At 75.0% G+C, this 24,949-nt stretch carries 23 protein-coding genes; 12 read left to right on the forward strand and 11 right to left on the reverse strand.

Features of this window, described 5'->3' with window-relative positions; translation table 11 throughout:
• Positions 1–60 precede the first annotated feature (60 nt).
• The gene (locus SCA03_RS23290; RefSeq protein WP_078873414.1) at positions 61–564 is read right to left on the reverse strand and encodes a DUF1003 domain-containing protein; all 504 of its coding nucleotides are present in this window, start codon (positions 562–564) and stop codon (positions 61–63) included.
• On the reverse strand, positions 557–1,945 hold the full coding sequence (locus SCA03_RS23295) for a magnesium transporter MgtE N-terminal domain-containing protein (protein ID WP_086816954.1): 1,389 nt from the start codon (positions 1,943–1,945) through the stop codon (positions 557–559). Before SCA03_RS23295 ends, SCA03_RS23290 begins: the two co-directional genes overlap by 8 nt.
• 239 nt (positions 1,946–2,184) lie before the next feature.
• Here SCA03_RS23295 and SCA03_RS23300 point away from each other — a divergent pair, with 239 nt between their 5' ends.
• Positions 2,185–2,943, forward strand: a complete 759-nt coding sequence (locus SCA03_RS23300) for a hypothetical protein (protein ID WP_030883392.1) — start codon at positions 2,185–2,187, stop codon at positions 2,941–2,943.
• Positions 2,944–2,975: 32 nt separating this feature from the next.
• Here SCA03_RS23300 and SCA03_RS23305 read toward each other — a convergent pair whose 3' ends face one another.
• Together SCA03_RS23305 and SCA03_RS23310 are read right to left on the reverse strand one after the other, a co-directional pair.
• Entirely contained in the window at positions 2,976–3,581 is a 606-nt protein-coding gene (locus tag SCA03_RS23305; protein WP_230988865.1) for a hypothetical protein, read from the reverse strand.
• Positions 3,582–3,734: 153 nt separating this feature from the next.
• The gene (locus tag SCA03_RS23310; RefSeq protein ID WP_030883390.1) at positions 3,735–4,859 is read right to left on the reverse strand and encodes a magnesium and cobalt transport protein CorA; all 1,125 of its coding nucleotides are present in this window, start codon (positions 4,857–4,859) and stop codon (positions 3,735–3,737) included.
• 566 nt (positions 4,860–5,425) lie between these two features.
• On the opposite strand from SCA03_RS23310, the gene SCA03_RS23315 reads away from it, so the two are divergent.
• A complete protein-coding gene (locus SCA03_RS23315; protein ID WP_030883389.1) occupies positions 5,426–6,019 on the forward strand; it encodes a suppressor of fused domain protein in 594 nt (197 codons plus the stop codon).
• Positions 6,020–6,097: 78 nt separating this feature from the next.
• Here SCA03_RS23315 and SCA03_RS23320 read toward each other — a convergent pair whose 3' ends face one another.
• Positions 6,098–7,351: an MFS transporter gene (locus SCA03_RS23320; protein WP_086816952.1), complete on the reverse strand. Its 1,254-nt coding sequence runs from the start codon at positions 7,349–7,351 to the stop codon at positions 6,098–6,100.
• A 216-nt stretch (positions 7,352–7,567) separates the two neighbouring features.
• On the opposite strand from SCA03_RS23320, the gene SCA03_RS23325 reads away from it, so the two are divergent.
• The 3 genes from SCA03_RS23325 (at position 7,568) to SCA03_RS23335 (ending at position 10,074) form a co-directional block, all read left to right on the forward strand.
• Positions 7,568–8,206 (forward strand): DUF6758 family protein, encoded by a 639-nt coding sequence (locus tag SCA03_RS23325; RefSeq protein WP_030883387.1) that lies wholly within the window; start codon positions 7,568–7,570, stop codon positions 8,204–8,206.
• 131 nt (positions 8,207–8,337) lie between these two features.
• Complete coding sequence (locus SCA03_RS23330) at positions 8,338–9,198, forward strand: PHP domain-containing protein (protein ID WP_141275631.1); 861 nt, start codon at positions 8,338–8,340, stop codon at positions 9,196–9,198.
• Between the two features lie 267 nt (positions 9,199–9,465).
• Positions 9,466–10,074 (forward strand): MarC family protein, encoded by a 609-nt coding sequence (locus tag SCA03_RS23335; RefSeq protein ID WP_030883385.1) that lies wholly within the window; start codon positions 9,466–9,468, stop codon positions 10,072–10,074.
• Between the two features lie 24 nt (positions 10,075–10,098).
• Here the strand turns inward: SCA03_RS23335 and SCA03_RS23340 are convergent, their stop codons facing one another.
• Together SCA03_RS23340 and SCA03_RS23345 are read right to left on the reverse strand one after the other, a co-directional pair.
• Positions 10,099–11,013 (reverse strand): alpha/beta fold hydrolase, encoded by a 915-nt coding sequence (locus tag SCA03_RS23340; RefSeq protein ID WP_086817964.1) that lies wholly within the window; start codon positions 11,011–11,013, stop codon positions 10,099–10,101.
• A 123-nt stretch (positions 11,014–11,136) separates the two neighbouring features.
• The gene (locus tag SCA03_RS23345) at positions 11,137–12,738 is read right to left on the reverse strand and encodes a DEAD/DEAH box helicase (protein WP_230988866.1); all 1,602 of its coding nucleotides are present in this window, start codon (positions 12,736–12,738) and stop codon (positions 11,137–11,139) included.
• Positions 12,739–13,316: 578 nt separating this feature from the next.
• Between SCA03_RS23345 and SCA03_RS23350 the strand changes: the two genes are divergently transcribed.
• Positions 13,317–14,105 carry a ferritin-like fold-containing protein gene (locus tag SCA03_RS23350; protein WP_030883378.1) on the forward strand — a complete coding sequence of 263 codons (789 nt, stop codon included), beginning with the start codon at positions 13,317–13,319 and terminating at the stop codon, positions 14,103–14,105.
• 101 nt (positions 14,106–14,206) lie between these two features.
• Here SCA03_RS23350 and SCA03_RS23355 read toward each other — a convergent pair whose 3' ends face one another.
• The 4 genes from SCA03_RS23355 to SCA03_RS23370 form a co-directional block, all read right to left on the reverse strand.
• Positions 14,207–14,491 (reverse strand): hypothetical protein, encoded by a 285-nt coding sequence (locus tag SCA03_RS23355; RefSeq protein WP_030883377.1) that lies wholly within the window; start codon positions 14,489–14,491, stop codon positions 14,207–14,209.
• A 379-nt stretch (positions 14,492–14,870) separates the two neighbouring features.
• Positions 14,871–15,098 carry a DUF3107 domain-containing protein gene (locus tag SCA03_RS23360; RefSeq protein WP_030883374.1) on the reverse strand — a complete coding sequence of 76 codons (228 nt, stop codon included), beginning with the start codon at positions 15,096–15,098 and terminating at the stop codon, positions 14,871–14,873.
• A 191-nt stretch (positions 15,099–15,289) separates the two neighbouring features.
• Complete coding sequence (locus SCA03_RS23365; RefSeq protein ID WP_030883373.1) at positions 15,290–15,913, reverse strand: TetR/AcrR family transcriptional regulator; 624 nt, start codon at positions 15,911–15,913, stop codon at positions 15,290–15,292.
• A 120-nt stretch (positions 15,914–16,033) separates the two neighbouring features.
• Entirely contained in the window at positions 16,034–16,276 is a 243-nt protein-coding gene (locus SCA03_RS23370) for a hypothetical protein (RefSeq protein WP_030883371.1), read from the reverse strand.
• A 429-nt stretch (positions 16,277–16,705) separates the two neighbouring features.
• Here SCA03_RS23370 and SCA03_RS23375 point away from each other — a divergent pair, with 429 nt between their 5' ends.
• The 6 genes from SCA03_RS23375 (at position 16,706) to SCA03_RS23400 (ending at position 24,946) form a co-directional block, all read left to right on the forward strand.
• The gene (locus SCA03_RS23375) at positions 16,706–17,797 is read left to right on the forward strand and encodes an alpha/beta fold hydrolase (protein WP_086817962.1); all 1,092 of its coding nucleotides are present in this window, start codon (positions 16,706–16,708) and stop codon (positions 17,795–17,797) included.
• A 173-nt stretch (positions 17,798–17,970) separates the two neighbouring features.
• The gene (locus SCA03_RS23380; RefSeq protein WP_308698164.1) at positions 17,971–19,248 is read left to right on the forward strand and encodes a DUF3152 domain-containing protein; all 1,278 of its coding nucleotides are present in this window, start codon (positions 17,971–17,973) and stop codon (positions 19,246–19,248) included.
• A 461-nt stretch (positions 19,249–19,709) separates the two neighbouring features.
• Entirely contained in the window at positions 19,710–21,584 is a 1,875-nt protein-coding gene (locus SCA03_RS23385; protein WP_086817960.1) for a DUF3492 domain-containing protein, read from the forward strand.
• Positions 21,581–22,885: a hypothetical protein gene (locus SCA03_RS23390; RefSeq protein WP_086817959.1), complete on the forward strand. Its 1,305-nt coding sequence runs from the start codon at positions 21,581–21,583 to the stop codon at positions 22,883–22,885. The genes SCA03_RS23385 and SCA03_RS23390 overlap by 4 nt, the downstream gene beginning before the upstream one ends.
• Positions 22,886–23,075: 190 nt before the next feature.
• Positions 23,076–24,170, forward strand: a complete 1,095-nt coding sequence (locus SCA03_RS23395; protein WP_086817958.1) for an SDR family oxidoreductase — start codon at positions 23,076–23,078, stop codon at positions 24,168–24,170.
• Positions 24,158–24,946 carry a spherulation-specific family 4 protein gene (locus tag SCA03_RS23400; RefSeq protein WP_086817957.1) on the forward strand — a complete coding sequence of 263 codons (789 nt, stop codon included), beginning with the start codon at positions 24,158–24,160 and terminating at the stop codon, positions 24,944–24,946. The genes SCA03_RS23395 and SCA03_RS23400 overlap by 13 nt, the downstream gene beginning before the upstream one ends.
• Positions 24,947–24,949 lie beyond the last annotated feature (3 nt).

A 24,949-nucleotide genomic window follows, 5' to 3' on the forward strand; every position in this document is an offset into this window, starting at 1 on the left:
GGACGGACAAGGGGCGGGGCAGGGGCGGTCCCGCGCGCGCCGGGCCGGGCGCGGCCCGGCTCACCCGCCCTCCGGCCCGTGCTCCCGCTCGCGGTGCTCCTCCAGCTCCCGCACGAGTTCCTGGAGCTCGGAGCGGATCCAGTCCCGGGTGGCGACCTCGCCCAGGCCCGTGCGCAGGGCGGCGATCTCCCGGGTGAGGAACTCGGTGTCGGCGATGCTGCGTTCGTTGCGGCTGCGGTCCTGCTCCAGGTTGACCCGGTCGCGGTCGTCCTGGCGGTTCTGGGCGAGCAGGATGAGCGGGGCCGCGTAGGACGCCTGGAGGGACAGGGCGAGCGTGAGGAAGATGAACGGGTAGCGGTCGAAGCGCAGTTGGTCGGGGACGACGATGTTCCAGCCGATCCAGATGACGATCACGACCGTCATCCACACCAGGAATCTGCCCGTGCCCAGGAACCGGGCGATCCGCTCGGACGCCCGGCCGAAGACGTCGGGGTCGTACTCCGGCAGCAGGCTCCGGCGGGGCGCCCGGGGGACGTCCAGCCGGGGCCCTTCCCGCTCAGCCATCGCGCACCGCCTCCCCGTCCGTCGTGTTCCCGTCCGCGCTCCGGGCGCCGGCCGCCGCAGCCGTGCCCGGGGCGCCCGGCGGCGCGGTCGCGCCGTCCCGGGCGAGGCCGGGCAGTCCCTCGGCGGCGGCCTCCTCGCGCCAGTCGTCGGGCAGCAGATGGTCGAGCACGTCGTCGACCGTGACGGCGCCGAGCAGATGCCGGCCCTCGTCCACGACGGGCGCCGAGACGATGTTGTAGGCGGCCAGATAGCCGGCCAGCGCCGGCAGCGCGGTGCCGGGCGGCAGCGGCCGCAGATCGGTGTCGACGAGCTGCCCGAGCAGGGTGAACGGCGGCTCGCGCAGCAGTCGTTGGAAGTGCACGACGCCGAGGTACTTGCCGGTGGGGGTCTCGTCCGGCGGCCGGCAGACGTACACCTGCGCGGCCAGCGGTGCGGGCAGATCCTCCTGGCGGACGCGGGCCAGCGCCTCGGCGACGCTCGCGTCCGGCCGCAGCACGATCGGTTCGGTCGTCATCATGCCGCCCGCCGTGCCCTCCTCGTAGGAGAGCAGCCGGCGCACGGGGGCGGCCTCCTGCGGCTGCATCAGGTCGAGCAGCCGGTCCTTCTCGTCCTCGGGCAGCTCCCCGAGCAGATCGGCGGCGTCGTCCGGGTCCATGGACTCCAGTACGACGGCGGCCCGTTCGTCCTGGAGGGTGCCGAGGATCTCGACCTGGTCGTCGTCCGGCAGCTCCTCCAGCACGTCCGCCAGCCGCTCGTCGTGGAGCGCGGCGGCGACCTCGGCCCTGCGCTTGACGGAGAGATGGTGCAGCACATTGGCCAGATCGGCGGGGCGCAGCTGTTCGAAGGTGGCGAGCAGATTGGCGGTGCCCTGCTCGGCCTCCTCCAGCGCGAAACCGGTGACGGAGTCCCAGTCGACGGTGAACGTCTCGCCGCGCCGCTTGCGCAGCCCGCCGCCCTTGCGGCCCCGGCGGACGAACAGCCGGTCGATCTCCCACTCGCGCCGGGCCGGCAGCCGGGCGAGGCCCACGTCCAGGACGGTGACCTCCTCGCCGCGGTCGTCGCCGTCGACCAGTTCGACCCGGCGGTCCAGCAGTTCGCCGAGGACGAGGTGCTCGTTGGGGCGCTGCTCGAAGCGCCGCATGTTGAGCACGCCCGTCGTGATGACCTGGCCCGACTCCACGCCCGTCACCCGCGTCATGGGCAGGAAGACCCGGCGCCGGCTGACGACCTCCACCACCAGCCCGAGGACGCTGGGCAGCCGCCGCCGGCCGCCCAGCAGCGCGACCACGTCGCGCACGCGCCCGACCTGGTCGCCGACCGGGTCGAAGACGGCGACTCCGGCCAGGTGGGAGACGAACACCCGGGAAGCGCCCGCTGCCATCCGCCCTCCTCGTCGGGCGCCGGCCGCACCGTGCCGCTGCGCCGTACGTCGTACACGGCGGAAAGCACCTGCTCGTAGCCCCCTGCGGGGAATGGGTGCTTTCTGCCGTTTGACGGGTTCAGCCTAACGTGACCCGCCTCACGCACGCCCTGCGAGGTGGTCCGGACGGCTGCCTTCCGTGGCGGGGGACGAGCCCCGATATGGTGCGGTCCTGCCGCCGACCACAGGAGGATCCCCCCGTGACTGGACGCGCCCGCGCACCCCGGAGTGCCGCGCTGTTCGCGGTCGTCTGTGCCTCAGCGACCACCGTGCTCAGCGCGTGCGGTGGCGAGGATCCGGACGCGGGCACCAACGGCGTGGGCAAGCTGTCCGCCGCGAAGATCGAGAAGAAGGCGCGGGCGGCGGCGGACGGCGCCCGGTCGGTGAAGGTCTCCGGGAACGTCGTCAGCAAGGGCCGCAGCTACCGGCTCACCATGCAGCTCACCGAGGACGGCGGCACCGGCGAGGTCTCCTCCCGGGGCGGCTCCACCTTCGAGCTGCTGCGGGTGCGCAAGGACCTCTACCTCAAGGCCGGCACGGACTTCTGGGCCAGCCAGGGCAAGGACGGCGGGAAGCCCGGCAAGAGCGACACGGCCGCGGCGGGGAAGCTGGACGGCAAGTACGTCAAGGTGCCGCACGACGACCCGGCCTACCAGCAGTTCAGCGGCTTCACGGACATGCGGGTGCTGCTCGACGGGCTGCTGGCCATGGACGGCAGCCGGGAGACGGGCGAGCGCGGCGAGCTGGGCGGCACCAGGACGATCCGTGTGCTGGCCGACAAGGGCCGCGGCGGCACCATGGACGTCTCCCTCAAGGGCACGCCCTACCCGCTGCGGATCAAGCGGGGCGGCGACACCGGCACCGTCCGGCTCACCGGCTGGAACAGCAGCGTCCCGCTCAAGGCGCCGGCCAAGAACGAGACGGTCGACTACGGGCACAAGATCTCCCCGGAGGGCTGAGGCCCGGCCCGCCGCGGGCCCCGGTGACCGCGCTACCGGCGGCGGCGCCGTCCGAACAGCAGCCGGGGCAGCCCGGCGGGCGCCGGGCGGCGGGTCGTCGCCCAGGTCGGCACGGGGGCCGCGGCGTGGGAGGCGTCGGACTGCGCGCCCGGCTTCTCCAGCGGGGCGCCCTCCGGTTCGAGCCGCAGGACGCGGCTCTCGCGGGCCCAGCGCCCGGTCATCGTCTCCGCGTCGGGTGCGTTGAGCCGCTTGCCCTTCAGCTCCGCCGCTGCCGCCGTCCACTCCTCGCCGTCCGGGGCCAGCTCGCGCACCCGGGCCCGCCAGGTGACGAGCCGGGCGCCCTTGTCCTTGCTGCGGACGGTCACGGTGGCGCTGCCGCCGTCGGCCAGCCCGAGGTCCGCCAGCGGCTGCTCCAGCGACCCGTCCCCCACCAGGCACACGGCACCCTCGTGCCACACGTGCCACAGCGCGCGGGAGGGCCCGGCCGGGCCGCGCACCCACACCAGCCCCGACTTCTTGGCCGTCTCCTCGATCAGCGCCCGGTCGAGCGGCTGTTGCCCGGCGCCGGGCGCGGCCTCCTGCCGCGCCGCGGATCCGGCTCGGGGGGTGGGCCGCGGGCTGTCCGGCGTCACGCTCATGCGCAGCAGGCTACCCGCGCGCCCGCGGCGGGAGCGCGCCGGTGCGGCTCCCGTCCGGCGCGGATCCCGTGCCGAACGGGCGCCGAGCCGGCACCCGACGGGCACCCGACCGGCACCGCACCTGTGCCGGACCGGGGCGGCACCGGCGCGGATTCAGAGCCAGCCGTTGCGCTTGAAGCCGCGGTGGATGCCGTAACAGATGACGAGGATGAGCAGGAGAACGGCCGGGTAGGCGTACTTCCACTTCAGCTCCGGCATGTACTCGAAGTTCATGCCGTAGATACCGGCGATCATCGTCGGCACCGCGAAGATCGCCGCCCAGGCGGTGATCTTGCGCATGTCCTCGTTCTGCGTCACGGTCGCCTGCGCGAGGTTGGCCTGGAGGATCGAGTTGAGCAGATCGTCGAAGCCGAGGACCTGTTCGTTGACGCGGGTGAGATGGTCGGCCACATCGCGGAAGTACTTCTGGATGTCCGGGTCGATGAGCCGCACCGGGCGCTCGCTGAGCTGCTGCATGGGCCGCAGCAGCGGGGAGACCGCCCGCTTGAACTCCAGTACCTCGCGCTTGAGTTGGTAGATGCGGCCCGCGTCGCCGCCGCGCCGCGCCTTGCCCGGCTCGTCGGAGAAGACCTCGATCTCCACCTCGTCGATGTCGTCCTGCACGGCGTCGGCCACGGCCAGATAGCCGTCGACGGTCTGGTCGGCGATCGCGTGCAGCACGGCGGACGGGCCCTTGCCCAGCAGCTCCGGGTCGTCCTCCAGCCGGTGCCGCAGGGCGCGCAGGGAGCCCTGGCCGCCGTGCCGGACGGTGATGATGTAGTCCCGGCCGGTGAAGCACATCACCTCGCCGGTCTCCACCACCTCGCTGGTGGCGGTGAGTTCGGCGTGCTCGACGTAGTGGATCGTCTTGAAGACGGTGAACAGGCTCTCGTCGTACCGCTCCAGCTTGGGCCGCTGGTGTGCGTGCACCGCGTCCTCCACGGCGAGCGGATGCAGCCCGAACTCCTGGGCGATACCGGCGAATTCCTCCTCGGTGGGCTCGTGCAGCCCGATCCAGACGAAGGCCCCGTGGTCGCGGCCCTCGCCCGAGCGCACCCTGCGCAGGGCCTCGCCCGGGCTCACATGGCGGGTCTGGCGGCGGCCCTCGACGTAGACGCCGCAGTCGACGACGGCGCTGCTCGCGGAGCAGGCGACGGTGCCGGCGCCCTCGTATCCGTGCCGGGCGTCCTTGCGCAGCGCCGGACGGACGGCTGCACGCAGTTCTCGGATCATCGACATGAGGCCCCTCCCGGGGTGCCGTGTCACGCCGCCGGGTGCGGGCGCCGTGCTGCCCGGAACGAGGACCTACGGAAGCCGGCGAGCCGGCCGGAGGTCCGCAAAGCGGGCACCACGCACGAGCCGCGGTGACGGCATGCGGGGACGGAAAGCAGTGAACGTGCAGGATGCGGAACCGGAACGCTCTTCCGTCGTACACACCCGGGGGACCGGGGTGCCCGCCCGGGACGGCCGGTGGGCCGATACGAGCCGGTACGGGGTCACCGGCAGGTGTGCGGGAAACGGTCCGTCAGGGATGGCAGCGCCGACGAGCCGCGGCGGGAACGGAAGAGCGGCTGGTACTGCACGGTCGACTCGGATCCATGAGTCCCACCTCCTCCGGCCGGGCCCCCGTGGGGGACGTCGTGAACATGCCTTGACCGGCAGTCAACGGTATCACTGGAATGAGCGCGCACGTGTCGCGTCCCTGTGGTACCGCCCACCCGTCGTCGCGCGGCTCACCCAGCGGCCGGAGCGGCCGGCTCCCGCCGCCTGCCGGAGGGCGTGGGGGCGCGCTCTATGCTCGCGGGATGGCTGACGTACTGACACAGGTCGAGGACCGGTTGACCGGGACGCTGGGCGAGCCGGACGCACGGGCCTCGGTGACCTTCCTGGGCACCGAACGCATCGAGGTGCTCCGCTTCGTGGACGCGTCGGCCGGCACCGTGCGGTACGCCACACTCGGGATGGCCGCCGCGCCCATGACCGACCCCGCCGACCCGTTCGCCGACCCCGAACGGGGGCCGCGCGCCGAGCTGTTGCTCACCGTGCGGGCCGGGATCGCCGACACCGACAAGGTGCTGCGCCCGCTCGCCGTGCTCGCGGCCTCCCCGCAGGTCGAGGGTGTCGTCGTCGCGCCCGGAAGCTCCCTGGACACCGGTGAACCGCTGTGGCCCGGCGCGCCGTTCGGCGCCGTCCTGGTGGCCGAGCCGGGCGGGCTCGTCCCCGATCTGGAGCTGGAGGCGCCGCGCGAGCCCGTCCGGTTCCTGCCCGTGCTGCCGATGACGGACAACGAGGCGGCCTGGAAGCGGGTGCACGGCGCGGACGCACTCCAGGAGCGGTGGCTGCGCTTCGGCACCGATCTGCGGGACCCGGCCCGAAGGAGCGTCCGGCTCGCCGACTGAGCCGGAGCGCCGGGACGGACCGCGGGGCGGGCCGCCGTCGGGCGCCCCCCGGCTCGCGGCCGGGGAGGGAGGGGTGCGTCAGTTCGCGGGGGCGGGCTCGGCCGCCGTCCCGCCGGCGTCCTCGCGCTCGTGCACGGGCAGCAGTTCCTCGGCCTCCATGGTGAGGGCCCTGCGGCGGACGGCGACGATGCCGGCGCCGGCGAGCGCGGCGAGGGCCGCGACCACGAACGGGGTGTGGATGTCCGTCCACTCCTCGATCTTCGGTGCCAGATAGGGCGCGGCAGCGGCGGCGAACCAGCGCACGAAGTTGTACCCGGCGCTGGCGACCGGCCGGGGAGCGTCCGAGACGCCCAGCGCCAGCTCGGTGTAGACGGTGTTGTTCAGGCCGATGAAGGCGCCGGAGACGATGGTGCAGACGATGGCCGTGGTGTGGTTGCCGTAGCCGAGGACGGCCAGGTCGATGCCCATCAGCACCAGCGAGGCCCCCAGCACCTTCAGCGAGCCGAACCGCTCCTGGAGCCGGGGCGCGACCAGCACCGAGAAGACGGCGAGCAGCACGCCCCAGGCGAAGAAGACGGCGCCGGAGCGGTACGGCGACATGTTCAGCACGAACGGTGTGAAGGCCAGCACGGTGAAGAAGGCGTAGTTGTAGAAGAACGCCGAACCGGCCGCCGAGGCGAGCCCGCCGTGCCCCAGGGCCTTGACGGGGTCGAGCAGCGAGGTCTTCCGGGCGGGCTTGGGCTGTTCCTTCAGCAGCGTGGTGATGGCCAGGAAGCCGATCGCCATCAGCGCCGCGGTGCCGAAGAAGGGGAAGCGCCAGCTGGCGTCGCCGAGCACGGCGCCCAGCAGCGGGCCGCAGGCCATGCCGAGGCCGAGCGCGGATTCGTACATCAGGATGGCGGCGGCGCTGCCGCCGGCCGCCGCACCGACGATCACGGCCAGCGAGGTCGAGACGAACAGCGCGTTGCCGAGGCCCCAGCCGGCCCGGAAGCCGACCAGCTCGCCGACCGAGCCGGAGGTGCCGGACAGCCCCGCGAAGACCACCACGAGCGCGAGGCCGAGCAGCAGCGTCTTGCGGCCGCCGATCCGGCTGGAGACGAAGCCGGTGACCAGCATCGCCAGCGCGGTGATCAGGAAGTACGAGGTGAACAGGAGGGAGACCTGGCTCGGTGTGGCCTTCAGTCCCTCGGCGATGGACGGGAGGATCGGGTCGACCAGACCGATTCCCATGAACGCCACGACGGAGGCTCCCGCTGTGGCCCACACGGCCTTCGGCTGGCGCAGGAGGCCCGCCTTGCCCCCTCCTGAGTCGTCGAACGGATCGCCACTCATGCCTGTCGCTCCTTCGCTGCGGTCCCGGAAAGTCGTTGGTGTATGCACACGATAAGTTAGAGAGGCTAACTACTGCAAGTTACATCTATATCTCCGGCGCATCCCGCGCCCCACCTGCGGCGCCGTGTCCCGGCGGTCCTACGGCCCGTCGTTCCGCGGGCCGAAGGCGAGTGATCGTCCTTGACGGGACGGCGGCCCGGTAGGACCGTGAGGCCCATGAGGGGCGAACCCAGTTGCCCGAAGTGCGGTGGCCGGGTCCGGGCGCCCGGCCTCTTCGCCGACACCTGGCAGTGCGGCGTGCACGGCGCCGTCCATCCGTTGCAGCCCGTGATCCCGCCCAGCGTCGAGGCGCTGGCCGTCGTCGTCGGACGCACCCGGGTGCCCGTGTGGATGCCCTGGCCGCTGCCGGTGAACTGGCTGTTCACCGGCGTCGCCTGCGCGGGCGACGACCGCAGCGGAGGGCGCGGCACCGTCGTCGCCTGCTCCGGACCCGGACCGCTCGGCGGCCCCGGCGAACTGCTCCTGGTGGCCGAGGAACTCGGCGTCGGCCTCGGCGCGCGCTACGCCGGCGTCGAGGGCCCCGACCCCGGCCCCGGCATGCGCGTGGACACCCCGCCCCCGGTCAAGGTCCTCGCTGCCGGACGGCCCACGCCGCTGTGGCAGGTCGGCGGAGTGCCCGAGGACCGCGCCGTGTTCGCCGGCGAGGCCCGCGGGCTGTGGCTGTGGGCGATCGTCTGGCCCCAGGAGGCCGGACTCCTGCTCCACGACGACCTCGTCCTCACCGATCTGCGCGACGCCGGCGCCGAGGTCGACCTCCTGCCCTGCGGTGCGCTCTGCCCGCGGCTGCTCACCTGAGGTCGCCCGCCGCCGCCGAGCGGCCGGAGCCCGTCACCCGGACGGCGGCTATCCTGGGCCCGTCACACATCAGCGAACCGCTCGCGCCGACCGTCCGCCCGAGAGTCCACGCAGAGGGAGAGTCCGCCGCCGTGCGCATCGACCTGCACACCCACTCCACCGCGTCGGACGGCACGGACACCCCCGCCCAACTGGTGCACAACGCCGCGGCGGCGGGCCTGGACGTGGTGGCGCTCACCGACCACGACACCGTCGCCGGCCACGCCGAGGCCGCCGCCGCGCTGCCCGCGGGGCTGACGCTCGTCCCCGGCGCGGAGCTGTCGTGCCGGTTCGGGGAGGTGAGCCTGCACATGCTGGCCTACCTCTTCGACCCGGACGAGCCCGAACTGGCCCGCGAGCGCGAACTCGTGCGCGACGACCGGCTGCCGCGCGCCCGCGCCATGGTCGGCAAGCTTCAGGAACTCGGCGTCCCGGTCACCTGGGAGCAGGTCGAACGCATCGCGGGAGACGGCTCGGTGGGACGCCCGCACATCGCCGCCGCCATGGTGGAGAGCGGCGTCGTCGAGACCGTCTCCGACGCCTTCACCGACCAGTGGCTCGCCAACGACGGCCGGGCCTACGTCGACAAGCACGAACTGGACCCCTTCGAGGCGCTCCGGCTGATCAAGGGGGCCGGCGGCGTCGCCGTCTTCGCCCACCCGCTGGCCGTCAAGCGCGGCCAGTGCGTGCCCGAGAGCGTCCTGGGGGAGCTGGCCGCCGCCGGACTGGACGGCCTGGAGGCCGACCACACCGACCACGACCCCGCCACCCGCGCCCGGGTGCACGGCATCGCCGCCGACCTCGGCCTGCTGGTGACCGGCTCCAGCGACTACCACGGCAGCCGCAAGGAGGTCCGGCTCGGCGCCTTCACCACGGCGCCCGACGTCTACGCCGAGATCGCGGCGCGCGGCTCCGGCGCCCGGCCCGTCACAGCCGGCGAGGCGGGGCAGTGAGCGCCTGAGCCCCCACTGACCCACGGCACCCGTCCGGCACACGCCGGGCGGGTGCGTCGCGCGGTGCGCAGGAGAACGCCCGCGCCATCCGCCGCCCATGAGCCCCGGCCGACCCGTCCGTGACGACCTGTCGACTTGTCGATCGCCCGTCGCCGGACGGAGCGGGCCGGGCGGGCCCGGACGCAGCCGCCCGGCCCCGGCCGGATCCCTCCGTCCGTTCCGTCCCGCCCTTCCCCCACCCACCCCGAACCCCAGCAAGGCACCACCGTGTTCGACTTCGCCCTCTTCGGCTCCGTCTTCCTCACCCTGTTCGTGATCATGGACCCGCCCGGAATGACGCCGATCTTCCTCGGGCTGACCTCCGGGCGTCCCGCCAAAGTGCAGCGCCGGATGGCCTGGCAGGCCCCGGCTGTCGCGCTCGGCGTGATCACCCTGTTCGGGATCTGCGGCAAACAGATCCTCGACTATCTGCACGTCTCCGTCCCCGCGCTGATGGTCGCGGGCGGGCTGCTGCTCCTGCTCGTCGCCCTGGACCTGCTCACCGGCAAGAACGACGAACCGACCCAGACCAAGGACGTCAACGTCGCCCTCGTCCCGCTGGGCATGCCGCTGCTGGCCGGGCCGGGCGCCATCGTCTCCGTCATCCTCGCCGTCCAGCACGCGCACGGCTGGGGCGGGCAGCTGTCGGTGTGGTCCGCGATCGCCGCCATGCACGTGGTGCTGTGGCTGGCCATGCGCTACTCGCTGCTGATCATCCGCGTCATCAAGGACGGCGGCGTGGTGCTGGTCACCCGGCTGTCCGGCATGCTGCTGTCCGCCATCGCCGTCCAGCAGATCGCCAACGGGATCACCCGGTTCATCCACGGCGAGGGATGAGACGCGGCCGGCCCGGGCGGGTGCTCAGCCGGAGACCGTCCGCCAGAACCCGGCCAGGGCGCGCGCCGTCTCCCCGGGCCGTTCGGCGTTGGGGGAGTGCCCGGTGCCGGGCACGACGGTGCGCCGCGCGCCCAGCCGCCGCGCCATCGCGTCCAGCTGCGGAACCGGCCATGCGTCGTCCTCCGCGCCCGAGACCACATGGAACGGCAGGGCCAGCCCGGCGAGTTCGGTCACCCGGTCCGGCTCCTCGCGCAACTGCCGTCCCGTGGCGACGAGTTGCTCGGGCACCGTGCTCAGCCAGCGGCGCCGCAGGAACTCCTCCACCTCGGCCGGTGTCCCCGCCGCCTCCGCCTCGGAGTACGGGGCCTGCCCCGCGGCACCCGGCGACTGGTCCAGGGCCCGCATCGCCTCCCAGACCTGTGCCATGCCCATCGACGACAGCGCGCCCAGCAGCAGTTCGACCCGGTGCTGCTGGGACGCGGAGACCGCGCCCGGGCCGCTGCTGAGCACCGTCAGCGAGGCGAACGGCTCCGGACCGAGCAGTACGGCGGCCCGCGCCACCAGCCCGCCCAGCGAATGCCCCAGCAGATGCACCGGCCGGCCGCCGGCCCCCGCGCCCAGGGCCGCCGCCAGCGCCCGCACATCGCGGGCCAGCTCCTCCTGCGCGTAGGCCGCCTCGGCCCGCGGCCCGCCCGACTCGAACTGGCCGCGCCCGTCGACCGCCACCACCCGGAACCCGGCGGCGTCCAGCGGCTCCAGCAGGCCGATGAAGTCCTCCTTGCTCCCGGTGAACCCCGGCAGCAGCAGCGCCACGGGCCGCGCCCCGGGGCCTGCGGCGCCCCCGTCGCCCGTGTCGTGGACGGCGAACTCGCCGCGCTCGGTGGCCAGACGGTACGCCCGGGCACACGGCGGCAGGGTGAGGAACGGCGGCCTGCTCATACGAGGACGCTACCCGTGGCACGACGAAGGCCCCCACGACGGGTGGGGGCCTTCGGGACGTCACGCGGGGCCGCCGGGCCCTACGGGAAACCCCCGCAGGGGCTCCCGGAGGCCCACGGAGGCTCAGCCTTCCTGCTGCTCCGGGGCGGCCGCGGCCGCGCCGCCCGAGCGGGAGCGCGAACGGGTCCTGCGGCGGCGGGGCTTGCGCGCCTCACCGGCGGCCTCGCCCTCGCCCGCCGTGCCGCCGCCGGCGGCCTCGGCCGCGGGGGCGGATCCGGCCTCGGCGCTCTCCGGGCGCGCGGGGTGGGAACCGGCCGAGCGGGTGCGCCGGCGCCGCGGCTTGCGCGGTGCGGCGCCCTCGGCGGTCGCGGTCGCCTCCTCGGCCGCCGCCGAGCCCTCGCCCGCGGACGCCGCCGGTGCGGTGCCCTCGGCGTCCTGCTCGCGCAGCGCGCCCCGGGTGCGCCGGCGCTGCCGCGGCTTGCGCTGCGGGCGCTCACGCTCGGTGCGCGCGCCCTTGCCGCGCTGCCGGGCGCCGGGCTCGCCGAGATCCTCGATCTCCTCGGCCGCCAGTCCGGCCCGGGTGCGCTCCGCACGCGGCAGCGTGCCCTTGGCGCCCTCCGGGATGCCCAGCTCGGCGAAGAGGTGCGGCGAGGTGGAGTACGTCTCCTCCGGGTCGTTGAAGTCCAGCTCCAGCGCCTTGTTGATCAGCTGCCAGCGGGGGACGTCGTCCCAGTCGACCAGCGTGACGGCGGTACCCGAGGCGCCCGCGCGGCCGGTGCGGCCGATGCGGTGCAGATAGGTCTTCTCGTCCTCGGGCGTCTGGTAGTTGATCACGTGGGTGACGCCGTCGACGTCGATACCGCGGGCCGCCACATCGGTGCACACCAGCACATCGACCTTGCCGTTACGGAAGGCGCGCAGCGCCTGCTCGCGCGCCCCCTGGCCCAGGTCGCCGTGGACGGCACCGGCGGCGAAGCCGCGGCGGGAGAGCTGCTCGGCGACATCGGCAGCGGTGCGCTTCGTCCGGCAGAAGATCATCGCGAGCCCGCGGCCCTCGGCCTGGAGGATGCGCGCGACCATCTCCGGCTTGTCGAGCGAGTGCGCCCGGTAGACGTGCTGCTCGGTGTTGGCCACCGTCTGGCCCTCGTCGTCCGGCGCGGTGGCCCGGATGTGCGTGGGCTGGCTCATGTACCGGCGGGCGAGCGAGATCACCTGGCCCGGCATCGTCGCGGAGAAGAGCATCGTCTGCCGGCGGGTGGGCAGCATCTCGATGATCTTCTCGACGTCGGGCAGGAAGCCCAGGTCGAGCATTTCGTCCGCCTCGTCCAGCACGAGCGTGCGGATCTCGGACAGACGCAGCTTCTTCTGGCCCGCGAGATCCAGCAGCCGGCCGGGCGTGCCGACGACGACGTCGACGCCCTTGTTCAGCGCCTCGATCTGCGGCTCGTACGCACGGCCGCCGTAGATGGACAGAACCCGGACATTGCGCACCTTGCCGGCCGTGAGCAGGTCGTTGGTGACCTGCTGGCACAGCTCGCGGGTCGGAACGACGACCAGCGCCTGCGGCGCGTCCGTCAGCTCCTCGGGCCGCGCACGGCCCAGCTCGGCATCGGCGGGGACGGTGACCGACTCCAGCAGCGGAAGTCCGAAGCCCAGCGTCTTGCCGGTGCCGGTCTTCGCCTGACCGATGACGTCGGTGCCCGCGAGGGCCACCGGAAGCGTCATCTCCTGGATCGGGAACGGTGTGGTGATGCCGACGGCCTCCAGGGCCTCGGCCGTCTCGGAGAGAATCCCGAGATCTCGAAACGTGGTGGACAGGATGCTTGCCTCTTCTGTGTGACGCGCGAGCCTGGGCGCCGGCGTCGGGCGGTCCAGCGGAGCGGGAGAGGGTCACCACCGCGCCGCGGAGGCCGTGTCCGCGATGCACCCGATGTACTCGAAGGAACGGTGTCCTCGCCGTACTCGATGCACTCGCCGTACTCGGCCCGCCTGGCGGCGCGGGACCTCTGGCTCTCGCTCGAAGCGCCCCACTCGCGCGAGCGGTCCCTCTCAACGCGGCCCGTGCCGGGGAGCACGGGCCAGGCGAAAGGCTGTCGGGTCGGAGCCGATCGGGCCACCGACCGGGCATCCGCATATCTCGAACGAGCCCACTCATGTGGCGGGCCCAATATCACTGTACCCCGGATCCGCGCATGTGTACCGGGGCGATTGTTGTGTACGAGTTTCCCGGGAGCACCCGGTACAGGCTGCGCTGCCGGAACCGGGGGCTTCCCTGCCTGGTGACGAAAGCTATCGTGCGAGGTATGGAGACGTCTGACAAGCCCGCCGCCGCAGCAGCCCGATCAGCCGCAGCAGACGGGGCCGCCGCAGAAGAAGGTGCGGCCGCGCCCGGGCCCACCGGGATCGCCGCCCAGGACTGGGAGACGGCGTCCGCCGAGCCCACCTACCGCGCGGCGGTCATCGACCTGCTGGGCGCGCTGGCCTACGGGGAGCTGGCGGCCTTCGAGCGGCTGGCCGAGGACGCCAAGCTCGCCCCGACGCTCGCGGACAAGGCCGAGCTGGCCTCGATGGCCTCGGCCGAGTTCCACCACTTCGAGAAGCTGCGTGAGCGGCTGGCCCGGATCGACGCCGAGCCGACCGCGGCCATGGAGCCCTTCGCCGCGGCCCTGGACGAGTTCCACCGCCAGACGGCGCCCTCGGACTGGCTGGAGGGCCTGATCAAGGCGTACGTCGGCGACTCGATCGCCTCGGACTTCTACCGCGAGGTCGCGGCCCGGCTGGACTCCGACACCCGCGATCTCGTGCTGGGCGTCCTCGCCGACACCGGGCACTCCAGCTTCGCCGTGGAGAAGGTGCGCGCCGCGATCGAGGCCGACCCCCGGGTCGGCGGCCGGCTGGCGCTGTGGGCCCGGCGGCTGATGGGGGAGGCCCTCTCCCAGGCCCAGCGGGTCGTGGCCGACCGGGACGCGCTCTCGACGATGCTCGTCGGCGGCGTCGCGGACGGCTTCGACCTGGCAGAGGTCGGAAAGATGTTCTCCCGGATCACCGAGGCCCACACCAAGCGGATGGCCGCCCTCGGCCTCGCCGCCTGACCGCGCGCCGGACGGCTCCGCCGCACGACGACGGCCGGGCCCCCGGCGGCCTGTGGTGAGCCGCCGGGAGCCCGGCCGGAATGCTGTCGGTGGCGCCGGTGTCAGGGGATGCGCAGCGGGTCCTGCCGCCACTGCCTGCGGGCCGGCTTCTCGTCCCTGAGCAGCAGGGACAGCAGCGCCGCGCTCACTCCGAGCGCACAGGCGAGCGCCACCAGGCTGTGCCCGGGGCCGAGGACGACGTGGGTGATGAGCCCGCCGACGAGCGCCGCCACGGGGCCCGTCGCGAGGACGAGCCTGCGGTCGGGGAGCCGGCCGGAGAAGCGCCGGTCGGCGACGAGGGCGAGGGCGATGCCGAGGGCTGCGGAGCCGAGAGCCTCCCAGAACACGAGGGCCTCCTCGTCGGGTGCGGGGCCGGGGGCCCGGCCGCGGTGCGAATCGGACGTTTCCGGTCTCCCCCTCGGAACGGGGGGTGAAACGCGGCCGGAGCCCGTGCCGGGGGCGCGTTGGTGCTCCTGGCGCAACCCGGGTGCCTCCGCCGGTACCCTTCGGCCCCGAATCGGGGACGTACCTGGTCAGAGGGGGTATTCAGAGGGGGTACGGCGCGTTCCGTGGCGCTCTTGCGGGATCCAGCGGACACGGTGGGCACGGCGGGCGCCGCCGGATAGGGAGTGATCTGTTCCGGTGTGTGCGGCCGGAGATACGAAGCGGCGGCCCCGGGATCACCCGGAGCCGCCGCTGGGTTCGGACGAGAGGCGCCCGACGCGGTCAGATGGTGCCGAAACCGACCTTGCGCCCGGACACCTCACCGATCTCGACATAGGCGATGCGGTCGGCCGGAACGAGGATCTTGCGACCGTGCTCGTCGGCCAGGCTGAGCACACCGGAACCACGGCCCAGCGCCTCGCTCACCGCGTTCTCGACCTCGTCGGGAGCCTGCTTGCTCTCGAAGACGATCTCGCGGGGCGCGTGCTGCACGCCGATCTTGACCTCCACGGCTATGTCCCTCCGACGTCTGCGTTTCCCCTGGCGAAGCCGGGGTGTGATGCGCGGCCAGCCGCGCCGTACGGAGCAACCCTAGCCCGCCCGGGCCCCACCGAGGTGGCGTGCTCCCACGCCCGCAGCGAACACCGCGCCGGGCCGTGCCGTGCACCGGGGCAGACGGGCAACGCCGGGGCGGCGCCCGGTCACTGGAGGGGGAAGCCGGCGATGCCGCGCCAGGAGAGCGACGAGATCAGCTTCGCCGCGGCGTCCCGGGGGATCTTCTGGCCGGCGCCCAGCCAGTACCGGGCCGTGATCTGGGCCATGCCGCACAGCCCGACGGCCAGCAGCATCGACTGCTCGGACGGCAGCTTGGTGTCCTCCGCGATGACCTCGCTGACGGCCTGGGCGCAGTCCAGGCTCACCTTGTCCACCCGCTCGCGCACCGCGGGCTCGTTCGTCAGATCCGACTCGAACACCAGCCGGAAGGCGCCGCCCTCGTCCTCGACGAAGGCGAAGTAGGCGTCCATGGTGGCCGCGACGCGCTGCTTGTTGTCCGTCGTCGAGCCCAGGGCCGAGCGGACGGCCTGGAGCAGGGCGTCGCAGTGCTGGTCGAGCAGTGCGAGATAGAGGTCGAGCTTGCCCGGGAAGTGCTGGTAGAGCACCGGTTTGCTGACGCCCGCGCGGTCGGCGATGTCGTCCATCGCCGCCGCGTGGTACCCCTGCGCGACGAAGACCTCCTGGGCTGCTCCCAGGAGCTGATTGCGCCGGGCCCGGCGGGGCAGACGCGTGCCACGCGGGCGGGCTTCGGTCTGCTCGATGGCTGCCACGCCGCCTCCTTGGTGTTCCGAGCGCTCACTGCGCTGCGCCCGCCATCGTACTTTTGAGTAACAGGAGTGTGTGCTCCGCGGGCCGAGATTTTCCCCGGACCCGGCGCCGGACGTGGTGCTTTATCGGTACTCGTCCTCGTTCAGCTCCACCACGCGGCTCTGCTCGGCCGCGTCCGCGGGATCGACCTCCGCCGATCCGTGCTCGGCCGGCAGCTCGTCCCGTTGGTGCTCCACCTCGGCCTGCTGCTCGGCCGCGTCCGCCTCGGGGGCCTCCGGGTCGGCGGTCTCCTCCGGCTCGGCTCCGCGGCCGGCGTTCTCCTGGACGTCCTCGAAGGTGTCCGGGTCGGTCGGGTCGACGGACATTCCGGCTCCCCCTTTCCTGCTTTTCTGGGCCTTTCCTGGGCCTTTCCTGGGCACAGGCCCTTCGTCGAGCCTAGGTTCGCCGCGGACGGCGTGCATTCCACGCCCGGGCGCCGGGCGCTGCCGCGCGGGCGCCCCGGGAGCGGCCGTGGATCCCTGCGGGTTCCCCGCGACCGCCCGTCCCGAACGTGCCGGACCGGCGGGTGTTCCGCTGTCTTCCGCGGCGGTCCGGCGTTCGGCGGCTTGCGGCGGCGTTCCGGGGGCGGGGGGCGTTCGGGCGGTGCGCGCGGAGCGGGCCCGCGGGCGTCGTACGAGGCGGGAGGACGTGTGCGCCCCGGTGATCCCGGGTGTGCGACCGTGTGCGACTGTGCGCTTCCGGCTGTGATGGTGAACACGTGAGGGGGCATGTGATCGTCTCGTAACATTGGCCCCATGTCGTCCACCGAGCAGCCGGGAGCCCGTATCGCAGTGCCCGCCACAGGGTCACCGGATACCTTCGACGGCCCGTCCCCGGCCGGGCCGGTGCGGCACTCCCGCTCCCGGGTCGCCGCTCACGAGACGCTCCGGACGGTCCCGCTGCCCGGCCTGACGCTCGCCGTGCGCGGCGTGCGGCGCGAGCCCGGATCCGCCGCTCTGCCGCCCGCGCTCCATGTTCACGGGCTCGGCGGCTCCTCCCTCAACTTCACGCCGCTGATGGCCGAACTCGCCGACGAGGTGGACGGCGAGGCCCTCGACCTTCCCGGGTTCGGCGACTCCCCGCCGCCCGACGACGGCGACTACTCCGTCTCCGGACACGCCCGCGCCGTCATCCGGTACCTGGACGCCGCCGGGCGCGGCCCCGTGCACCTGGTGGGCAACTCGCTGGGCGGCACCGTGGTGACGCGCGTGGCCGCCGTCCGGCCCGACCTCGTGCGGACGCTGACGCTCGTCTCGCCCGCGCTGCCCGAGATACCCCCGCAGCGCACCGCGTGGCCCACCGTGATGCTCGCCGTGCCCGGAGTGGCCGGGCTGTTCGGCCGGCTCACCCGCGACTGGACGCCGGAGCAGCGCACCGGCGGTGTGCTGGGCCTGTGCTACGGCGACCCGGGGCGGGTCGCGCCCGAGGACTTCGCCGTCGCCGCCGAGGAGTACCGGCGCCGGCTCACGCTCCCCTACTTCTGGGACGCCATGGTGCGCTCCGTGCGGGGTCTGGTGGACGCCTACACCCTCGGCGGGCAGCACGCGCTGTGGCGGCAGGCCGAGCGGGTGCTCGCCCCGACCCTCCTGATCTACGGCGGACGCGACCAGCTGGTCTCGTTCCGGATGGCCCGCCGCGCGTCGGCCGCCTTCCGGGAGTCCCGGTTGCTCGCACTGCCGGACGCGGGGCACGTCGCGATGATGGAATACCCCGGGATCGTGGCGGACGCCGTCCGCGAACTGCTCGACGACACGGACCGGGCAGCCCGGCGTGCCGGCGCCCGCACAGCCGCGGAGGACGTCGCAGCCGCAGCATCATCCGCCCCGGCGACCCGGAAAGGTGACTAGTGGGACGCCACAGCCGCAGAGGCAAGCCGGCCACCGGCAGCGCAGAAACCCGGGAGGACCCCGGAATACCCGGCACGCAGCCCACGGGCCGTGAAAGGACGCGGCAGCGTCCCGCGGCCCGTCCGCGTGACGGCGCCGCAGGGCCGGACACCGGCGCCGGGCACGGGGCTCCCGTGCCCCCGCCCGGTCAGGGCGTCCCGCCGCACTCCGCCGGTGCGCCCGCCGGTGCGCCCCCGCACGGGGCCCCGGTGCGCGGCGGGCACCCCGAGCCGCCGGAGGCCGTGGGGGCGCCGCCGTTCGCCGCGGGGCCGCCCGTGGGCCAGGCCGGTCCCGGCCGTCGCCGGCGCGGGCCCCGGCAGGAGTATCTGGACGCTTTCGAGGACGGGCCGCAGAGCGCCGGGGCCGCCGGGGCGGCGGCCGGTGACGACGACGTGTTCGCCGCGGGCGCGCCGGGGGCCCGGCGGCCGGGCGGGCCCGGAGCGCCGGATTCCGCCGCCTCGGGCATGCCCGGGCAGCGGGGCGGCCCCCCGGCACCGCCCGCCGCGGACCCCGGTCCGTCCGACGCCGTCCCCGCCGGTCCGGCCGGGCCGCCCGGGGGTGAGCCGCCGGCCCCGCTCGCACCGATCGCGCCGCCGCCTCCCCGCCGGAACCGGGGCCGCACCTACACGGGGCTGGCCGCCGCCGCGGTCACCACGGCGCTCGCCGTGGTCGTCGCCGGGCAGGTCGCGGGGGGCGAGGACGGCTCCGCCGGTGACCAGGCCGGTGCCGGTACGGAGAGCCGGCAGGTCGCCGGCCGGGGCGCGGACGCGGGCGACGGCAAGGTGCCGGAGAAGCCCACGGCCCCGCAGTCGTACAACGCGAAGATGGCGCGGCAGTACCCGCTGTCGGCCGACTCCCGGGGCACGGGCCGGTTCACGGCCGTACCGGGGCACGAGGCGGGGCCGCGGGACGCGGCGCGCACGCTGCGCTACCGGGTCGACGTCGAGAAGGGACTGTCGCTGGACGGCGGGCTGTTCGCGCAGGCCGTGCACAAGACGCTGAACGACAAGCGCAGTTGGGCGCACGGCGGGGAGCGCGGCTTCGAGCGCGTCTCCTCCGGCAAGCCCGACTTCGTCATCACCCTGGCGAGCCCGCACACCACGGATGTGTGGTGTGCCAAGTCCGGCCTGGACACCAGCGAGGAGAAGGTCTCCTGCGACTCGGCCGCCACCGAGCGCGTCATGATCAACGCCTATCGGTGGGCGCGCGGCGCGCAGACCTACGGCTCCGGGCAGATGCACGCCTACCGGCAGATGCTCATCAACCACGAGGTGGGCCACCGGCTCGGGCACGGCCATGTGGGCTGCCCCGGCGACGGCAAGCTCGCGCCCGTGATGATGCAGCAGACCAAGTACCTGACGACGGGCAGGTCCACCTGTCGGCCCAACGCCTGGCCGTATCCGAAGGGTTGAGGCCGCGGGCCCGACGCACCGGCCCACCCCTTCCGTCCCGGGCACGCCCCCGGCTGCCGCTGTCGCCCCGCGGTGCCGGGGGCGTCCGTGTCCCCGGCACCGCCCGGTGCTTCCGGCATCGCCCTCCAGCGCCCTCAGTACCCTTCAGCGCCCGGCACCGCCCTTCATCGCCTGTCGTCGATTCCCGTCATTGTTCGGATTCCCGTCACTGTTCCGGTCGGTGTTCCGGCCACCGTTCCCGGCGCCGCGGGCGTTCCGGGGCCTGTGGGGGCGCACATTTCCTGCTCCGGGCGCCCGACAACGCGTGAACTCCCGGAAGGTCACGGGTCTTCACCCCTTCCGGTGGCGCGGCGGACAACCGTCCATCACGCGAGCGGGGCGCACGCATAGCGTCTTTCGCGTCCCGCCGCTGAGCCCTTCCGGCCGACGCGGCACACCACGAGAGCGATCGGGGTACGCACATGCGCGTCGCACTGCTCACGGAGGGTGGCTACCCCAGCGCACGAGGTGCATCGGCGCTGTGGTGCGACCGTCTGCTGCGCGGCCTGCCCGGGCACGAGTTCGAGGTCTACGCGCTCAGCCGCAGCGCACGGCAGGAGGACCGGGCCCGCTGGCAGCCGCTGCCACCCACCGTCCGGCGGGTGCGCACCGCGCCGCTGTTCGGCCCGCCGCCCGCGCAGACCTCCGCCCGCCGCACCCCCGGCTACGGGCGGCGCGAACGCGCCCGGTTCCGGGAGTACTTCGCGGCGCTCGCCGAGGCGGTCTGCGCCGCCGGGAACGGCACCGGCGACGGGACGAGCGAGGGCGGTGAGAGGCTGACGGACCGTTTCGCCGCCGGGCTGTACGGGCTCGCCGACCTCGCGGCCGAACGCGGCGGACTGGCCCCGGAGCTGCGCTCGGAGACGGCCGTGCGCCTCCTGGAGTCCGCCTGCCGCGCGCCCGGTGCGCTGCGCGCCGCGCACGCCGCCGGCGCCCTCGATCTGCTCGCCGTCACCGAACGGCTGGAGCGCGCGCTGCGTCCGCTCTCCCTCGACTGGTACGGCACACGCGGCACGGACCCGGGCCTCGCCGCCGCCGACCTGTGCCACGCCGTGGGCGCCGGGCCGGCCGCGCTGCCCGCCCTGGTGGCCCGCCGTGCGTTCGGCGTCCCGCTGCTGATCACCGAGTACGCGGAGCACGGGGTACGGCTGCGCGAGCACTATCTGCGCAGCGCGGCCGGTGCGGGGAGCACGGGGGACGCGGCGGGACCCGCGGGCGCCGCCGCGCTGGCGCCCGGCGCCGTGGGCGCTCCCGTCCGCGCACTGCTCGCCTCCTTCCAGGCCCTGCTGGTGCGGGAGACCTACGCGCAGGCGCAGGTCGTCACCCCCGGCACCGCGCACGCACGGCGATGGCAGGAGCGCTGCGGCGCGCGCCCGGCCCAACTGCGCACCGTGCACCCGGGGATCGACCCCGCGCCGTTCGACGCCGTCGGGGAGCAGGCCGGCGGGCGGGCCGTGCCACGCCGGGCCGCGGACGCCGGGCCGCCCACCCTGGTGTGGGTCGGCAGGCCGGCGCCCGGCAAGGACCTCACCGGGTTGTTGCAGGCGTTCTCCCTCGTCCGGGAGGCGCTGCCGGACGCGGTGCTGCGCCTCGTCGAGCTGCCGCCGGCGCCCGGTGCGGCCCGCTGCGGCACCCCGGACGACGCGGGGGAGTACGGGGAGCGGTGCCGGGCGCTGGCCGCACGGCTGTTCCCCGGCCGCGCGGGCCGCCGGTCGCCGGTCGTCTTCGAGGAGGTGCGCGGACCGCTGCCGGACGCGCGTGCGCACGCGTACGCGGCCGGGGACGTGGTGGTGCTCTCCAGCGCGGCCGAGGGGTTTCCCGGCTGTCTGGTCGAGGCGATGCTGTGCGCCCGTGCGACGGTCTCCACCGACGTCGGCGCGGTGTGCGAGGTCGTCGGCGGCACCGGGCTCGTCGTCCCGCCGCGCAATCCCCGTGCTCTCGCCGACGCCTGCGCCGCGCTGCTGGCCGACCCGGCGCGCGCGGCCCGGCTGGGCGCGGCGGCCCGCGCGCGTGCGCTGGAGCTGTTCAGCGTGCGGCAGAACACCGAGACGTTCCGCGGCATCTACCGGGAGCTGGCCGCCGCCCGCCCGCGCCGGGCCCCGGAGCCGGGCTCGCCCCTCGTCCGGTCCGCGGAGTCCCGCGCTCCGGGCCGTCCGGGCGGCGGTGTGCGGACGGCCGCCCCGGCGCGCGCCTCCGCCGGACCGCCGCGCCGCCCCGGCTGGGCACGGCCGGACGGGCCGGGCCCGGGTTCCGCCGGTCCGCGCGCCGGCGCCGGGAAGGAGGCGAAGGCAGGGTGAGCGCACAGCCCCGGCCCGGCCGGCCCGCCGATCCGGTACGCGGGCTGCTGCGGGCCCACCGCGAACTGTGCGAACGGGCCGTGCACCCGCTGGAGATCGCCGCGGGGCTGGAGGCGCACGGCGTCACCGACCGCACCGCTGCCCGGTTCCGGCACCGCGACGTCTTCTCGCTCGCCGAGGAGCTGTACGCCCGCGCCCCGCACCCCGGTGCGGCCGGCACCGCCCTGACGGAGGCCGGACGCACCGAGAACGCCGGACGCGCCGGACGCACCGGACGCACCGAACACGGCGGGCATGCCGGGCACACCGGACGCACCGGTCCCGGCCGGCCCGGCGACGCGCCGCACGCCGTCACCGAGGGCGGCCCGGGCGGGCCCGGCGCCGCCGCGGTGCTGCTGCTTCCGCTGCTGCCCGGTGCGCTGTGCGCGGCCGTGCTCGCCGCCCTGTCGGCGCTGGCGGGGAGGCCGCCGCTGGTGCTCGGCGCGGTGGCGGCGGCCGGCGCGGTCCTGGTGCCCGCCGGCGCGGTGCGGGCGGTGCGCGCCGTGCTGTTCACCCGGCCCGCCGGGGTGGTCAGCGCCGGCGCACACACGGCGCGGGTCCCGGCGTCCCTCGCCGTGTGGGCCTGCTGGCTGATCGCATACGCGCTCTTCGGCGACTGGCTGCTGCGGGAACTGCTCGGCGGCGGGCCCGACATCCCCGGCAGCGTCCCGCCGGGCGTACCGGCGCACACGGTGCTGAGCCTCGCCCTGGCGGTCGCGCCCGCCGTGTGGTGCGCCGGGGGGTTCGCCCGCGTCGCCCGGCGCAGACTGGTGCGCAGCCGCAGCCTGGCGGAGTTCGCGGCCGGGGTGCGCCCCGTGCTGGCCGTGGCCGTGCTGGTGTTCGCCGGCTGTGTGCCGCTCCTCCAGCGTGCCGCGGCGTGGGCGCTGGACCGCGCGCCCCTCGCGCACGCCGTCGCAGGGGGCCAGGGCGAGCCCGGGCCCGTCCGGCTCTGGGCGACCGCCGCGCTGTGCCTGCTGTTCTTCGCCGCCACCCTGCTGACCGCGCACGGGCGCGGGGCCGTCGTCCCGGCGGGTCTCGGCGCCGCCTGCGCCGCCGAGGCGGTGGCACTGCTGAGCGTCCTGGCGGCCCGGCTGCCCGGACTGTCCGTCGTGGCCCGGCCCGTGGAGTGGACGGTGACGGCCCTGGGGGCCGGCGCCGTCGGGCTCCTCGCCTGTACCGGCGCCGCTCTCGCGCTGCTGGCGTACGCCGCCGGGGCGCTGACCGGGGTCTGGGCGCACCACCGGGCGGCGGCGCCGACATAGGCGCGGCCCGCCGTCCGTCCACCGTTTGTGCGCGGGCCGGGGCCGAACCGGCGTTCCACGAGCACCCCGAGCCGCCCGCGCGATACCGACAAGGAGCACGTCGCATGATCTTCCCGCAGTCGGGAGAGCCACCGCTGTGGCCCGCACCCTCCCCGCACCACACGCCGCTGAGCAGCGGGGAGGGCGAGCGATGAGAGTGCTGCTGCTGGGCGCCACCGGTTACCTGGGCCGTTTCGTCGCCGACCGGCTGCTGGCCGATCCCGCCGTACAGCTGACCGCCCTCGGCCGCGGCGACGACGCCGATGTGCGCTTCGATCTGTCGACGGGCAGCCCCGGCGCGCTCACCCGGTTCCTGGACGCCGTCCACCCGGGCGTCGTCATCAACTGCGCCGGCGCGACCCGGGGCGGCGGCCGGGACCTGATCCGGCACAACGTGGTGTCCACCGCGACGGTGTGCGAGTCGCTGCGGCGCAGCGGCTGCGGCGCCCGGCTGGTGCATGTGGGCTGCGCCGCCGAGTACGGGCCCTCGCCCGCCGGTTCGTCCACCGGGGAGGACGCCGTGCCGCGGCCCGGCGGCCCCTACGGGGTGAGCAAGCTGGCCGCGACGGAGCTGGTGCTCGCCTCCGGTCTGGACGCCGTCGTGCTGCGCGTGTTCTCGCCCATCGGGCCCGGCACGCCCGCCGGTTCGCCCGTGGGGCGGCTCGCCGAGGCGATGCGGCGCACGATGCAGCAGGGCGAGCACGAACTGAAGCTGGGCGGCCTGGGCGTGCAGCGGGACTTCGTGGATGTACGGGACGTGGCGCGCGCCGTGCACGCCGCCTCGCTGTCGGCGGCGCAGGGCGTCGTCAACATCGGCACGGGGCGGGCGGTGCGGCTGCGCGAGGTGGCCTCCCTGCTGGCCCGGGCCGCCGGGTACGCGGGCGCCGTGCACGAGGCGGGCGGCCCGGGGGAGGCGCCGGGCGGCGGCCCCGGCGCGGGCCCCGGCATCCCGGCCCAGGCGCAGGGCGCGCACGGCCTCGCCGGACACCACGGGCACCCCGGTCACCCCGGTCACCCCGGTCACCCGGGCGGTTCCGTGCACGCCGTGCACGGCGGACCGGGGCAGGGCGGCCAGACCGGTCACGCCGCTCCCGGCCAGCCGCCCGCCGCCCCGTACCCGGACGGCTGCGGCGCCTGGCAGCAGGCCGATGTGCGCACCGCGCGGGACCGGCTGGGCTGGCGGCCGCGGATCGGCATGGAGGAGTCGCTCGCCGACATCTGGATGGAGGCAGCATGCCGCCTGTGACGACGGGGGGCGCCGTCCGCACGGACGGCGCCGCGCCCGGAGTGGGGGAGCGCCTCGGGCTGGGCGTCCCCGACTGCGCGCACCCCCTGCTGGCGCCGCGCGAGTGGGCGGCGCTGGCCCGCACCGGCCCGGTGGGGGACGGCTGCGGGCCGCCGTCCCCGCTGCACTGGACGGTGCTGAACGTGGCGGGCGGGCCGGGCGCGCGGCCGGACCCGTACTGCGCGCCCGCCGCCACCGCGCTGCGCGGCGCGGGCGTCACCCTGCTCGGCCGTCTCGACATGCGGGACGGTGTGCGGACATTCGGCGAGCTGGTGGGTGAGGCGCGCCGGTATCTCGACTGGTACCGGGTGGACGGCTTCTACCTCGCCAACTGCCCCTCGGGGCCCGGGAGTCTGCCGCACGCGCACCGGGTGACGGCCACGCTGCACGCGCTCACCGGGGGCGGCCAGCTGGTGCTCGCGCACACGCGGCATCCGCACCCGGGCTTCGCCGAGTGCCCGGCGCAGCTGGTCACCTTCGCCGGCAGCTGGGCCGACTACCGCTGGTCGCAGGCCGAGCCGTGGACGGCCGACCTGCCGGCCGGGCGCTTCTGCCACCAGGTGCACGCGCTGCCGCGCACCCACCTGGAAGAGGCGCTGCGCGTCGCCCGCTGGCAGGGCGCCGGCACCGTGTGCTTCACCGACCGCAGGGAGAGCCCGGGTCAGGACCCCTGGGAGACGCTTCCCGGGTACTGGGACGAGATCGTCTCGCGCCTCGGACCAGGTGTCTCGGAATGAGAT

The sequence above is a fragment of the Streptomyces cacaoi genome (assembly GCF_006539165.1).
GTDB lineage: Bacteria > Actinomycetota > Actinomycetes > Streptomycetales > Streptomycetaceae > Streptomyces > Streptomyces cacaoi.